Source organism: Ignavibacteriales bacterium (assembly GCA_026390595.1).
Classification (GTDB): Bacteria; Bacteroidota; Ignavibacteria; order UBA10030; family UBA10030; genus UBA9647.
Genome location: JAPLFQ010000020.1, coordinates 313,763 through 327,893 on the forward strand (window position 1 = coordinate 313,763; position 14,131 = coordinate 327,893).

11 protein-coding genes are annotated in these 14,131 nt (G+C 55.9%); 4 read left to right on the plus strand and 7 right to left on the minus strand.

Going from position 1 to position 14,131, the window contains the following annotated elements; all coding sequences use genetic code 11:
- Both NTU47_09475 and NTU47_09480 read left to right on the plus strand, forming a co-directional pair.
- A partial coding sequence (locus NTU47_09475) for a type I glutamate--ammonia ligase (GenBank protein MCX6134028.1) occupies window positions 1-258 on the plus strand: 258 nt, incomplete at its 5' end.
- A gap of 393 nt (window positions 259-651) precedes the next feature.
- The gene (locus NTU47_09480; GenBank protein ID MCX6134029.1) at window positions 652-2,019 is read left to right on the plus strand and encodes a serine hydrolase; all 1,368 of its coding nucleotides are present in this window, start codon (window positions 652-654) and stop codon (window positions 2,017-2,019) included.
- Window positions 2,020-2,078: 59 nt separating this feature from the next.
- Here the strand turns inward: NTU47_09480 and NTU47_09485 are convergent, their stop codons facing one another.
- The 3 genes from NTU47_09485 to NTU47_09495 all read right to left on the minus strand — a co-directional run bounded on the left by NTU47_09485 (window position 2,079) and on the right by NTU47_09495 (window position 5,386).
- The gene (locus NTU47_09485) at window positions 2,079-3,038 is read right to left on the minus strand and encodes a hypothetical protein (protein MCX6134030.1); all 960 of its coding nucleotides are present in this window, start codon (window positions 3,036-3,038) and stop codon (window positions 2,079-2,081) included.
- Between the two features lie 74 nt (window positions 3,039-3,112).
- Window positions 3,113-4,552, minus strand: coding sequence for an aldehyde dehydrogenase family protein (locus NTU47_09490; GenBank protein MCX6134031.1), 1,440 nt, complete (start codon window positions 4,550-4,552; stop codon window positions 3,113-3,115).
- A 255-nt stretch (window positions 4,553-4,807) separates the two neighbouring features.
- Window positions 4,808-5,386 carry a hypothetical protein gene (locus NTU47_09495; protein ID MCX6134032.1) on the minus strand — a complete coding sequence of 193 codons (579 nt, stop codon included), beginning with the start codon at window positions 5,384-5,386 and terminating at the stop codon, window positions 4,808-4,810.
- Between the two features lie 233 nt (window positions 5,387-5,619).
- Here NTU47_09495 and NTU47_09500 point away from each other — a divergent pair, with 233 nt between their 5' ends.
- Both NTU47_09500 and NTU47_09505 read left to right on the plus strand, forming a co-directional pair.
- Window positions 5,620-7,653 (plus strand): M13 family metallopeptidase, encoded by a 2,034-nt coding sequence (locus tag NTU47_09500; GenBank protein ID MCX6134033.1) that lies wholly within the window; start codon window positions 5,620-5,622, stop codon window positions 7,651-7,653.
- Window positions 7,654-7,826: 173 nt separating this feature from the next.
- The gene (locus tag NTU47_09505) at window positions 7,827-9,110 is read left to right on the plus strand and encodes a GspE/PulE family protein (protein ID MCX6134034.1); all 1,284 of its coding nucleotides are present in this window, start codon (window positions 7,827-7,829) and stop codon (window positions 9,108-9,110) included.
- On the opposite strand, the gene NTU47_09510 is transcribed toward NTU47_09505, so the two are convergent.
- The 4 genes from NTU47_09510 to ispG all read right to left on the minus strand — a co-directional run bounded on the left by NTU47_09510 (window position 9,073) and on the right by ispG (window position 14,115).
- Window positions 9,073-9,504: an MmcQ/YjbR family DNA-binding protein gene (locus tag NTU47_09510; GenBank protein ID MCX6134035.1), complete on the minus strand. Its 432-nt coding sequence runs from the start codon at window positions 9,502-9,504 to the stop codon at window positions 9,073-9,075. The two genes, NTU47_09505 and NTU47_09510, sit on opposite strands and share 38 nt — an antisense overlap.
- A 119-nt stretch (window positions 9,505-9,623) precedes the next feature.
- On the minus strand, window positions 9,624-10,421 hold the full coding sequence (locus tag NTU47_09515) for an aldolase/citrate lyase family protein (GenBank protein ID MCX6134036.1): 798 nt from the start codon (window positions 10,419-10,421) through the stop codon (window positions 9,624-9,626).
- 46 nt (window positions 10,422-10,467) lie between these two features.
- A complete protein-coding gene (locus tag NTU47_09520; GenBank protein MCX6134037.1) occupies window positions 10,468-12,867 on the minus strand; it encodes a hypothetical protein in 2,400 nt (799 codons plus the stop codon).
- A 120-nt stretch (window positions 12,868-12,987) separates the two neighbouring features.
- A complete protein-coding gene (gene ispG / locus NTU47_09525; protein MCX6134038.1) occupies window positions 12,988-14,115 on the minus strand; it encodes a flavodoxin-dependent (E)-4-hydroxy-3-methylbut-2-enyl-diphosphate synthase in 1,128 nt (375 codons plus the stop codon).
- Window positions 14,116-14,131: the final 16 nt, after the last annotated feature.

The following is a 14,131-nucleotide window of genomic DNA, read 5'->3' on the forward strand; positions in this document are numbered from 1 at the left end:
AAGATCGATCCTGTGAAGGAAGGGTTCGGCCCGATCGGAAGCAACGTGGACGAGATGGACCGGGACCACATCCGGTTTCTCCCCCGCAATCTCGCGGAAGCGCTCGACGCGCTTGCTGCGGACAATGAGTTCCTGCGGAGAGATGGGATCTTTTCCGACGAGCTCATCGACCAGTGGGTAAGAATCAAGCAGGTGGAAATCAAATCCATCGGCACGATGCCGCACCCGTTCGAATATAAACTCTACTTCAACTTATAAGAAGCGCACGTCCTTCCGAAGGACTGGAACGCACCCCCGCCTTCGGAAGGACGCCCGTGTCCCCGGGATGAGATGTGTCCTCACAATTCCAGCTCTTCAGCCTCCCTCACCTCGTCATCATCGGGCTTATACCGATTCTTGCAGCGCTGCTTGCCTGAGGGACCAGCCAGAGTGATGCAACCACCCGGAGAATCCGAATCGGACTCGTTCTCGTGATTCTCGTTGACAAGCTCGTGTGGTACGGGTACTATCTGAATCAGGGCTGGTTCACATTCCCCTACAGTATGCCGCTCCAGTTGTGAGTCATGGCATTCTTGCCGGCTGGCCGGAACACCGACGGTCACGATTCGTCAAACTGAGAGTCTCTCCACTTTCACGTATTTCGGAGTATAGATGAAAACCTCCCTGAGCCTCACGATTCTCATCACCCTTCTGTTCTCCTGCGCCGTTGGCCAACCGCAGGCGGGCCTTCCCGAGACTCCTGTTGGCAAGCATGTGAAGGCATACCTGGGAGCATTCAACGCACCCGATCAGGGCCAGATGCGCTCATTCTTCGAGGAGCGGACTGCCCGAACCAGCCTGGCAGATGTGCCGGTCGAGCAGCGCCTTTCGCGCTTTTCCGAAATGAAGGAACGGCTGGGATCGCTCAATCTTAAAAGGGTCTTGAGCAGCACTTCTCATTCAGTCACGATCCTTGCAACGGCGAAAAGCGGGGCAACCGTGCAACTCGACTTTGAGTTCGAATCCCAATCGCCGTACGGGCTTCTCGGGATCAGAGTGCAGGATCTAGGGGAATCAGACGACGATGGATCCTCTGCAGGAAGGAAAGCAAACGACGCAGAGGTAGTAGAAGCGACACATTTGTTCCTGGACAGTCTGTCAAACGCTGACGCATTTTCCGGAGTTGTGCTGATCGCGAAACGCGCCAAAGAGCTCTTCAAGAAAGCGTACGGCTTCGCCGACCGAGACGGCAATGTGCCGAATCGGACCGACACAAAATTCAATGTTGGCTCTATGAACAAACGGTTTACGAAAACTGCCATTCACCAGCTTGCTGCACAGGGGAAGCTGAGCTTGAGCGACCCGATCAAGAAGTTTCTTCCGGACTATCCAAACAAGGAAGCTGCCGAGAAAGTGACAATCCAGCATCTCTTGAGCATGCAATCGGGCATCGGAGATTTCTTCGGAGACCGATATATGGCTGCACCGAAGGAGAACATACGATCCATCAACGATTATCTCCCCCTCTTCGCGGACAAACAGCTTGAGTTTGAGCCGGGAACCGCCAACAGGTACTCTAACGGAGGATACGTCGTCCTCGGTGCGATCATCGAGAAGGTCTCTGGCACCGACTACTACTCGTTCGTGAGAGAGAATATTTTCATACCGGCGGGAATGTCGAACACGGATTCATACGAGAAGGACAGGGAAGTTCCGAACAGAGCGAAAGGATATACGAGAGACGGAGAGAAACAGGGTTGGAGAACGAACTATAGTACTCTTCCAGCGAGGGGAAGCTCAGCCGGCGGCGGATACTCGACGGCCGACGACTTGTTGCTGTTCATCAACGCCCTCGAGAATGGAACCATCCCTGCTCTCGACGCTGAGCAGGGACTAGGCATCGCCGGCGGAGCACCCGGCATGAATTCGGCACTCGAGTGGGAACCCCGGCCGGGATATGTCATCGCTGTGCTTTCGAATCTGGATCCTCCCGCCGCGGAGCGGGTCGCACGACAGATCAGGGCGTGGCTCCCCCGATAGGACGATGATCCTTCCGGAGGCTCATGTGCGTCAGCAGGAGCTTTCGGGAAGTTTCGCTCTCAGATTTTCCAGAGAAAATCCTTGTTCTTCAGAAAAAACCTGACTTGTTGCACCGTCAAGGCAGATTTCCCACGCAATGCCTCCGCTGAATTGAATGCGTTGTGTGGAGTGAGGATGACGTTTGGAAAGGCGAGCAGCCGATTGACTTGTGAGGTCAGAGGTGAGGTGGTTTTCCCGGGATTGCGCAGAGCAGCACCGAGCAACCCTTCATCCTCGAACACATCCAGCCCAAGCCCGGCGATGCTCGCGTCAGCGAGGAGTCGCTCCACATCTCCCAGTGGGGACAATTCACCCCGGGCGATATTGATGAAGATGCTCCCTTTCGGAGCTCGGCTCAGCAGCTCGTAATTGAAATACCCCCTGTTTTCTTCCGTCAGATTCATTGCGCAGATGATGACGTCTCCCCAGCGGATTCCCTCTTCTCTTGAAACGTACTCTACATCGGACTTGTCCGGTACGATGTCGACCCCCTTGACGATGAACCCAAGCCCTTTCGCCACTCTCACAATTTCGCTGCCAATGCGCCCAACTCCGACGACGAGGACGTTCTTGCCTGCGCACTCAGATCCCGTGAGACCCTCGCGATTAAATACCGGGAATTGGCGCATCTGTTGCGGGAGTTTTCTCAAGAGCGCCATGGCCAGCATCACCGCATGTTCTGCCACAGCACGCGTAGCATACTCTTCCAGGAAACCCAGCGGCAGCCGGTGTTGGATTTGCGACGAGTACGTGATGAGATGGTCGTACCCCGTGCTCCGGCTGAGGACCCCGTCGAGGTGGTCGGTCCACTCCAACGGAACGGAAGACTGAGTCCGGATACTGATCAATCTGGCAGGGGGATTTCGATGACCGGCCTCGGCGATGGTTTCGGGAGCAAAACCGTACGTGAACTCGTCACCCAGCAGCGCCTTGAGCGTATCTGCTTCGTCTTCAAAAGCCTCGTAGAAAAAAATCTGCATGCTCTCAGCACTCTGCTTGTGAAAAGATAGTTGAAACAGACCATCTGAGCGATTACTGGAACGCCCGGGCAAGTCTACAGGTTGAAGCACACGACCCGGGTCTCCGTCATCTCCTGGATCATGCTCCAGATCCCCTGTCGTCCTACACCGCTCAGTTTGGTTCCGCCGAACGGCATCACGTCAAGCCGGTAGTCGGTGGAGTCATTGACCATGACCGCTCCGCACTGGAGACCGTGGATGGCCTTGAACGCATTGTCGATGCGCTCGGTGAAAATCGCCGCGTGCAAACCATACTCGGATTGGTTCGCGAGACGAATGGCTTCATCGAGGGAGGAAAACCGATACAAGGATACGACAGGCCCGTACACTTCATCGCAGCTGAGTTTCGCTTCCGCAGAGACTCCTTCCAGAACCGTCGGCCACACGACAGCCCCATCCCGTTTCCCCCCGACGAGGACCTTGGCCCCTCGCAGCACAGCGTCCTGAATCCAGGCTTCAACACGCTCAGCCTCCCCGGTGGAAATCATCGCACAGACGTCAACAGTCTCATCCATCGAGGACCCTGCCTTCAGACCTTTCACCCGGGCGACCATCCCTTCCCTGAACTTGTCATACACATCGTCGTGTACATAAACACGCTGAACTCCTATACAGTTCTCCCCGGCCTGAGCAAACGCGCCGGCAGAGATCGCACGGACGGCCTTTTCGAGCCCGGCATCGGCCATGACAATGACCGGTGAGTTGGAACCGAGCTCCATCAGTACTTTTTTTATTCCCAACCAGCGGCTCACCTGACGGCCGGTTTCGACCCCTCCGGTGAATGTTACGAGACGGACCCGCTGATCGCTCACCATCGATTCTCCGATCGCTGCACCGTGACCGGTGATGACACTCAATCGCCCCTTTGGCAGCCCGGCGTCGACGAGGTCCTTCGCCAGCATCAATACCGATAGAGGCGTGCGCGCGCTTGGCTTCAGAATGATGGCATTTCCCGCTGCGATCGCAGGTCCGATGTTGTGACCGGCCATAGCGAGAGGATCGTTGAAGGGCGTAATGGCCGCGATGATACCGACCGGAAAACGGAAGTAGTATCCGGTCCGGTTCTCCGATCCAACACGACTCTCAAACGGGAGGGTTTCTCCGGTCAACCTTCGCCCCTCTTCCGCTGAAAGCCTCAGGAGGTTCGCTGTCCTCACCGGTTCGCGCCGCGCTTCACGGATTGTCTTGCTTCCTTCGAGCGCTATTGTCCGTGCATACGATTCCTGCTTCTCTTCGACGAGAGACGCCGCCTTCATGAGAACGTCGTACCGGTGATGGACATGAAATGGACTTTGAAGCGCGACGGCCGCGGCCTCAATGGCTGCCCGGACATCCTCGACAGTCCCCGCGGGAACCTCAGCGACAAGCCGGTCGTCGTATGGATTCCGGACGCTGATTGTTTCGGATCGGGATTTCCACTCCCCACCGATGAGCATCGGACATTGCTGAGCTTCGCTGAGCGTGCTTGCTGGCATTTCGTTCTCCTTGAGATGATACTCCAAAACGGTGTCAAAGTATCACAATCATAGCCGATTGTCAACCTTCGGTCTACCGATGTCAAAGAACCTCAACCGTGGAGACACCACTGCACCCTTCGTGAGACTGACGATTGAAAATGTTCTCAGTAATTGGAAAACCTCGGAGTCTCATTGGTGTGACACAGCTTTCCAGAAAACACGAAAGGCGTCTCATCGACGCCTTTTGTGAAACTCAATGAAACGAACGGTGCACTATTTCTTTGCAATGGACGCGATAAGGGCGTCAAATTCAGTCCCTGCTCCTTCCACGGTCTTCGCTGGTCCCGTAAACTTGAAGAACACCTTTCCCTCAGGAGCCTCGATGATCGCTCCAAACAGCCGGAAGTTCTCCTTCTTTCCCTGCGACTCCATCATCGGCCCCGACGGTGCGAGATAGTTGCCCGAGATGACGACTTTCGCGATCTTCATCCCGTTCACTTCCTCGTCCTTCTTCATCGGCGCGGGCGCGTTCTCAAATTGACCACTCCACCGCTGAATGTTGCTCTCAATGTCTCCTCCGGCTCCAGATGGGAAAAACGAAACCGCACATTCGCCGGCTTCCGCATCACCCTGAGCGGCCGGGATTGTGTACGTGACCACGCGCATCGCACGCGGACCGGCCTTCGTCCATTTGCTCGGATAGGACCAGACGATGCCACCGGCGGTGCTCTCCGGCGACTCTTTTGTGAGCGCAACATCACCAGACTGGGACGATGATTTCTTGGAACATCCAGGCACGAACAAAAGAACTCCCACTACAAGGGACACAAGAGCCACAAGCCATCTCTTCATCGGAATCAATCCTTTCTGTTTGCTGATCTGTAATAATAGAAACCATACAAATATAACAGACATTGCCTAAATATCAATCGCGTGAATTGAGCCATCTACTCGCCCCCTTGGAATGCCCTACTGCCCTTCTGGGACACCGGCCGGCAGTTTTCTGCTTGCCTCTCATCATAAGTCGAGCTAGATTCGCACACACGCTGCGTACCATTCCTCAACCCATACGGAGATCACATACTATGAAGCGCGTCGCTACTGTCACGCTGTTATTCATCATGCCATTCATGGTCCTGGTGGCTCAGCAGGGAACCGAGAAGGTTCCTGCTTTCGACCCGACGACTATGGACCTCTCTGTTCAACCGTGTTCAGATTTCTATCGCTACGCGAGCGGGGCATGGCTTGCGCGCAATCCGATACCCCCCGAGTTCAGCCGGTGGGGGAGCTTTCAAATCCTCGCGGAGAGAAACACGCTCGTATTGAGAGCCATACTCGAAGAAGCCGCACGCAATGCGGCAGCACCACAAGGGACCAATGGTCAGAAGATCGGCGATTTCTATTTCACAGGGATGGATACATCGACGATCGAGTCGTTGGGCTGGAAACCGATCGAGGCGGATCTCAAACGAATTGCATCAATCAAAAACATGGCCGGCGTGCAGGAAGAGCTGTCCTGGTTCCACCTCAACGGGGTCGGGGGAGTCTTCGGGCTCTTCGCAAACCAGGACCAGAAGAACAGCACGCGGGTGGTCGCGCAGGTTGCCCAGGGGGGACTTGGAATGCCGGACCGTGACTACTACGTTTCTGACGATCCGAAACTGAAGCAGAACAGAGAAGACTACGCGGCTCATATCCGCGCGATGTTCAGATTGCTCGGCGATGAAGAAAGTGACGCAGCGGCGGGAGCGAAAGCGGTTCTTGCCTTTGAGACCCGAATCGCGAAAGCATCGTTTACGAGGGTCGAACGCCGTGACCCGGAGAAGAACTACAACAAGATGTCACCGGGGCAGTTAGATACCATGGCACCGGGATTTCATTGGAATCAGTTCTTCACTGCAGTTGGTCTGCCAACTCCCGGGGACGTCATTGTCGGACAGCCCCCCTTCTTCAAAGAAGTCAACGCCATGCTCACGGACGTGCCATTGAACGATTGGAAAACATACCTGCGATGGCGGCTCGTCAGTGCCGCGGCAAACGCCCTCAGTTCGCCGTTCGTCAAAGAGAGTTTCCGCTTCAACGGAATGATTCTCACAGGCACGAAGGAACTTCAGCCACGCTGGAAGCGCATCAGCCAGGTGGTCAATGGCACTATGGGTGAAGCGCTCGGCGAGCTCTATGTCGCACGCACATTTGGTCCCCAGGCCAAAGTTCGCGCAATGGAGATGGTGAATAACCTGCTTGCGTCGATGAGAGAGCATCTCCAGGCACTCGATTGGATGGATGAGATCACCAGGGCCGCTGCACTGAAGAAGCTCTCCACCTTTAACGTCAAGATCGGCTATCCGGACAAGTGGCGGGACTACTCTGGGCTTTCCGTCGATCGTGCCTCGTATCTCGGCAACCTGCGCCGCGCGGCGCAATTCAATTTCCGGTTCAACATGGCAAAGATCGGCAAGCCGGTCGATCCGACTGAATGGGGCATGACGCCTCCCACCGTCAATGCGTACTACAATGCAACGAGGAACGAAATCGTTTTTCCCGCGGGCATTCTGCAACCTCCGTTCTTCAACCCGGATGCTGATGACGCTGTAAACTATGGCGGCATGGGTGCCGTGATCGGACATGAGATATCTCATGGTTTTGACGATCAGGGGAGCAAGTACGATGCGGACGGCAACCTCAAAATGTGGTGGACACGCGAGACGCGAACAAAGTTCGAGGAGCGGACAGCACTCGTCGTGAAACAATTCGACGACTACGTCGCGATCGATTCGCTCCATGTCAACGGGAAACTGACGCTGGGAGAGAACATCGGCGACTTCGCGGGGCTCTCGATCGCCTACACCGCGTTGCAGAAGACTCTCGCCGGCAAGCCGAAACAACTGATTGACGGGTTTACGCCGCAGCAGCGCTTCTTCCTGGCATGGGCGCAGATCTGGCGTACGAACAGCACTCCCGAAGCTCTCCGGCTCCAGGTGCGTACTGATCCTCACTCCCCGGCGCGGTTCAGAACAATTGGACCTCTCTCGAATATCCCCGCATTCTACGAGGCATTCGGATGTGCCGTTGGGAGCTCGATGGTCCGGCCTGAGATTGTCCGACCGAAAATCTGGTAGTCTCGTCTTTCGACCTTCATTGCACGAAGACCGGATCGGATGATCCGGTCTTTTTGTTTTCTCATATACGCATCAAACGGGCCGTCGTGCACAGAATATCGACCTTGACCTAGTCAAGACTCTGAAGTACCTTTGGAAGCAGAGCAACTTCCTCCCAATTCCAAGGAACGCATATGCCCCTTCCACCGCCAGCGAATCCGCAACAAGGGCCACCCGTTCATCCTCGCGTGGCACTTGAGCAAATCGACGTGGGCACTCTATCAAGAGACAAGATCCGCGATCTGTTTCGCGCAGGCAAACTCCCTACTTCTGAATTTATTGTCGAGGAGGTCTTCCAGAGGGCGACAAAAATCGGAGCGACGGATATCCACTTCGAGCCGATCGAGGGGGAAATGCGCATCAGGCTTGGCCATGAAGGTATTCTCAAGAGACTGGTTTCACTCCCGCCCGACATGACGGAGAGCATCCTCAGCATTCTCAAGACACGTGCGACACTCAACCAGTTTGAAAAGAAGAAACCGCAGGAAGGACGATTCTCTTCCACGTATCAGGGCGAGCCTTACGATTTCCGCGTCAGCCTCATCCCGGTGCTGAGCGGAGAGCGGGCCGAAGTTCGCTTGCTGAGAAAAACTCAGCGCATCTCGCGCCTGGAAGAACTCGGATACAGCAAACACGCCCTGGAACAAATCCACCAGATCCTCCTCTCGCCCAAAGGCCTCATCCTCTTTACCGGACCAAGCGGGAGCGGGAAAACAACGTCGGTGTACGCCGGAGCGAACGCGGTAGAGACGCCAGAGAAATGTGTCATCACGGTCGAAGATCCTGTGGAGTACCGCCTCCCGTTCGCCAGCCAGGTTCAGCTCCCCGCAGACCGTTCGTTCGGGTTCGCGGATGCCCTTCGCGCGATTCTCCGTCAGAATCCCAATGTGATCCTGATCGGGGAAATCCGGGACGCTGAAACCGGAATTGTTGCAGCCGAGGCAGCGCTGACAGGTAACCTCGTGCTGAGTACTATGCTCTCGACCGATGCGCTGGGTGTGATCCCTCGTTTGCTCCACCTCGGCATACAGCCCTTCTGGCTTTCTTCGACGATTTCGGGAATCGTCTACCAGCAACTCATACGAAAGATCTGCCCGGACTGCAAGCAAGAGGCAAAACCCAAAGAGGAGGAGTTGGCCCAGGTGAGACCTTTCCTGGCACAAGGTTCCGAACACTTCTTCTGCGAAGGAAAGGGATGCGAGAACTGCGGCGGAACGGGCTTCCAGGGAAGAACGGTGATCAGCGAGGTTATTTCGATTAGCTTGCAATTTCGCGATCTTATCCTGCAGCAGGCTTCGATCGTGAAAATGAGGCAGGAAGCGTCAGACTCCGGGTTCATTAATATCCGATCAGATGCGGCGGAGAAGGTGTCGGTGGGGCTTACCTCGGTCGCCGAGTTCGTTCGCGTTCTCGGATAGCGGGAGGAAGGTCCTTCTGTTCAGGCTCGCGGCGGTCCTCCGGGAGAAGTTTTTCCCGTAGCGACTTCTTCATTCCCCTCACGATTTGCTCGTAGGAGTGATCGATCATCGTCCTCAGTTCCTTCAGCGGGATGGATCCATCGAGGACAATGGTATTCCAATGCGTTTTGTTCATGTGGTAGCCTGGGCGGACCGCTTCATACCTTTCCCGCAGATCCAGAGCCAGCCCGGGTTCACACTTCAGGTTCATCGTCACCGGGTGCTCGTCCAGGTTCATCAGCAGGAATATCTTTCCTTCAACCTTGAATACGAGCACTCCTTCCCCGAACGGAAATCCCTCCGTGATCTTTCCTTTTTTGTTCAAGCTGTATTCGCGTATGGCGTCGGGGTTCATGGTTTCTTACGCTTCTTAGTGCTGTCTGTGAGTTCACCTACCGGCAAATCTCCACAACGGCAATCTTGGACGTGAATCCTCTCCGAACGCTGAACCTTCGGAGAACACCTGGGGAGCGGCTATCCTCTCCCCATCGCCGAGCCGAGTGTTGCGACAGCACCCCCCAAAGCGTTTGTCAACATGCCAACCTCGGAATTGAAACTCACGAGTCGCATACCCTTCGTTGCCCAATGAGAAGCGAGCGTGAGATCATTCATGTGGATTGCGGGATAGACGTTATGACGCTTGCACGAGTCTATCACCGCGCTGATTGCTGAGACGAGCACGGGGTCAGTCATCTTTCCCGCGATCCCCAAAGCAACGGAGAGATCTGTCGGACCGACAAGGGCGACGTCCACTCCCGGAATACTCAGGATCTCGTCCATGCGATCCAGAGCCTGCTTGGTCTCTATCTGCACGACGAGCATCGATTCCTCGTTCGCATCCTTCATGGTGTCGACAATCGATCCCGATTTCAAATCGGTATGACCTCGCGCAACGACGCTTCCCCGCCGGCCGAGCGGAGGATACTTCATCATCTGCAGGATCTCCCTGACCTGACCTGGTTCGGTTACGCGGGGCGCCATGATCGCCTGCGCTCCTGCATCAAGCGGCTGCACGATATGCGCATAGGACCACTCGGGAACACGGACAACCGGAGTCACCCCAACCTGTCTCGCTGCCCGGCTGAGATCGCAGACGGTTTCTATGTTGAATGTGCCGTGCTCATTGTCGATGATGACAAAATCGAGACCTGCATTCGCCAGCATCTGCATGACCGAAGGCTGTCTGATCTCGACAATCATAGTGCCGATCGCAGATTTCCCCTCACGAAGGGCTTTCTTAAGTCTGTTCGACGGGATGATGGAAGCTGCCATGCTCGATGTCCTCTCTGATTGGGCTACCGATGGTACCACACGCACTTCACTTTTTTCCGTATCGCTTGAACGCCGACGCCAGGATGCCGAACTGATCGGTCAGCAATCCTTCATACCCGCACGGCCATCCGTCCCAGTACCGGGCGTCGAGTCCGGACTTACACGCCCCGTATACCAATCCGTCCGCGAGGCTGCTGCACAAGTGCTCCAAAAGGTAATCCGCCTCTTTTGCCATTCCAACAACGTAGAGGGCATCGACAAAATGGCGGGACTGAGAGTGTGTGCAGGCACCGTTGCCATAGAAACCGTGAGGGTAGCCCTGCATGATGTCAGCGAGATCTTCATCCGGGATCGGCCAGAGACTGATGGGCAGGCCGAAACGGGGATTCGGCATTCTCACCCGCCTTGTTTCATGCCAGAGATTCTCGATGACGCTCTGAGCATCGATTTCATCAAGAAGTCCACCACACACAGCGGCTCCGTTCACCGCGAGGAAACCATAGTCGTGCAGTTTGTCTTCCGCGCATCTCCAACCCGCGAGCCAGCCCGTCTTCTGGTTGAAAAACGTCAACCGGTAGTTCTTGCGGAGAAGCGAAGCCCACGCTGACAAGCCTTCCGCGAGATCGGGGTGACGGAGTGCCGGCAGGACGGTTGCGAGCTTCGTAAGAGCAGGATACAAGAGAGCGTTTGTCCAGGAGTCCTTCCAGCCGAATGAAATAACATCCATCCAGGTTGTGCTCCACTGTCCGGTGCCGCTGACTCCCGTCCGGTACTTGCTTTCGATAAGGCCGTCTTTGTCGAGATCCCGGGCTCTCATCTGTTTGAGTTTCTTTTGGATCTGCGACCGATACCGGCTCACCCACTCCACAGTGCCGCTATGCTGCAAGTAATCTGCGAGACCGAGCAGTCCTGCCGTTCCCGTCATCAGATATTCGTCTTCAGCTTCATGGACTTTCCCGTCCTGGAGCAAAGGTCCGCTGGCGTACCCGGGGCCTCCGTCGAGCCATCGTTCCAGTGAATCTCGGAGCAAATCGACAGGCCGGAGATTCGGAAGTATGGGATCCATCTTCGTCGTGATCGCAGACCAATTGTCCATGCAAATAGGACAGTGGATGGAATTACCATTGTTGCTCAGGGTGCCGGTGTCAGCGCGATATGTCAGCGCCGTGAGCGAGCAGCGCTTCACTGCCTGGTCGACACTTTGAGGAGTTCCTTCGGACAGCGGAGTGAAGACGGGGCCGACCGTCATCTCAATATCTGCAACGAAGTGACCGGCAGGCAGGAGATAGTCTCCCTCAGGCTGGAGAACTTCGCCGAGTTTCAACTCGCTGGTGGTCATGTTCAACGGGCGCTCAGAATCAGAACGCCACAGTGTGTCGCTGCCTGAGGCCGTCACGTTCAGCGTGCCGAAGCGCGGCAGGTGAAGCAGCGCCGGAAGCTCCATGACCCCAGTCTCCCCCTTCCGAATCGATTTCCCCAGAACGTGCGCAGCTGAAGCGAGACTATTGATGCCGATCATCCACGCGCAGCTCCGCCACGCACGGATTGTACGATCACTGATCCGTTCGGCATGGAGACGCAGTCGATCCTCTTCGACCGTCCATCTCAGCACATAGCGCTGACCTGCGGTTTTGAAATTCAAATCGTATGAGACACGGTTACCTTCAACACGTGTGCTTCCTTCGACGTCGTGGCGCAGGACAGTGGCAGCGACAGGGACGGCGCCAACTTCTGACAACTGCGCTCCTTGATAGAATGAACCAGGCTGTAGCTTGAGGACGTTCGCGCCAGTTCTTCCTTGTCCCTCTTCGTCGACCGAGAGATGAGAGAATCCCGCCCGATTAAGACGGAATCCGACATCAAGAAACCGCGAGCGGTACCGTACCTCTCCGGCATCGCTTGATGCAGCAACCGTTGGGGGGACTCCCGCAATGTCAAGATGTTCAAGCGCGAGGAGTTTCTCTTTCCTCGGCGCTGTTGTGCCTGGGTATTCACCTTCGAGGATGAAAGCGCCCGACGCCAGATTCCATGACGTCCACCAATTGTCGATGCCGCATCTCCTGACCTCGATGATGATCGCACTGGTCTCAACGTTGCCGAGATTGAACCAGAGTATTTTGTCGGTCGGAGAAGGGATCGTGCTCTCCGAGAGAAGAACAGACCATTCTGTCCCCGTCCACGCCAGGACGCGCAGCGCAGTGACCCAGTCAAGATCCTGCCGGCTTCCGCATTTGTGATAGCCGGCGGATTTGCGGACGCCGAGACGTCCTACACGAGCGGGAGCATGAAGCTGGAGTACGCGGGCATGGATAATTCTCTGGAGAGGAGCGTCTTCTTCTCCTTCGAGAGGTGAAGTCCAGATGGCTCTGCAGCTCGAGACGTTCTGGCGGGTGGCGGTATCCCCCATGGGGGGTTCAAAGTCTTTGAGAGTGAGAAGATCCAGCATGGCTCGGGTCAGAAGTTAGATACAGGGGTCGGCATGATTCATAAAAAAGCCGGATGATTGATCCGGCCCTTCGATTCTCTTCACATCTAAATTCTTTTTTGCATCGCGAGCGCTCAATGGCTAGACCTCAGGCTGAAAGCGCTCAACTTCCTCCATCACGGCGCTCACGATCTCCTCCTCCTTCACGCGTCTCACCACTTCGCCTTTGCGATACAGTATTGCGACACCTTTGCCGGCTGCAACTCCAATATCGGCCTCACTCGCTTCGCCCGGGCCGTTGACAACGCAACCGAGGACGGCGATCTTGACCGGTTTCTTCACGCCTGCAAGCTTTTCTTCGAGCTGAGCCATTATACCAAAGAGATCAACCTCGAGCCGCCCGCATGTCGGGCAGGCGATCAACTCAAGGCTGCGGCTGGCGAGACTCAACGAACGCAGAATCTCCTTCCCCACTTCAACTTCCTTGACGGGATCATCGGTCAAGGAAACACGAATCGTGTCGCCAATCCCCTCAGAGAGGAGCGCCCCTATACCAACTGCGGACTTGATCGTTCCCACGCGGGTCGTTCCGGCTTCCGTCACGCCAAGGTGGAGTGGGATGTCGGTCCGCTGAGCGACGAGACGATATGCCTCGATCATCAGCTTGACGTCTGTCGACTTCACCGAAATCACGACGTCCTTGAAATCAAACTCGTCACAGATTCCGACGTGCCGCATCGCGCTTTCGTACAGAGCTTCCGGCGTCGGGTACCCATGCTTTTGCAAAATATCTTCCTCGAGCGAACCGGAGTTGACGCCGATGCGGATCGGAATGCCCTTGTCTTTGCATGCCGTGAGCACCTGGCGGATCCTGTCCTTGGAACCGATGTTGCCGGGATTCAGGCGGACCTTCGCAACGCCCGCCTCCACCGCCTTGAGGGCGAAGACATGATTGAAATGAATATCAGCCACGATCGGCACAGGCGACTGCCGCACAATTTCCTTCATCGCATCGGCGGCCTCTTTGTCGTTCACCGTCACACGCACAATGTCCACGCCGGCTTCGGCCGCAGTGCAGATTTGCGCCACGGTGCCAGGGATGTCATCCGTCTTTGTCTTTGTCATCGTCTGCACGGAGATCGGGGCATCACCGCCGATTTTCACGCCGCCGACAAGAACCGAACGCGTTTTCCTGCGCACTCCCACTTTGTAGGTTTCATGGTGCGCCGACTGTTGGCTGACGCCAAGTTCCGGGGTCTCGATTGTCATAGTGTCCCGATGCTCT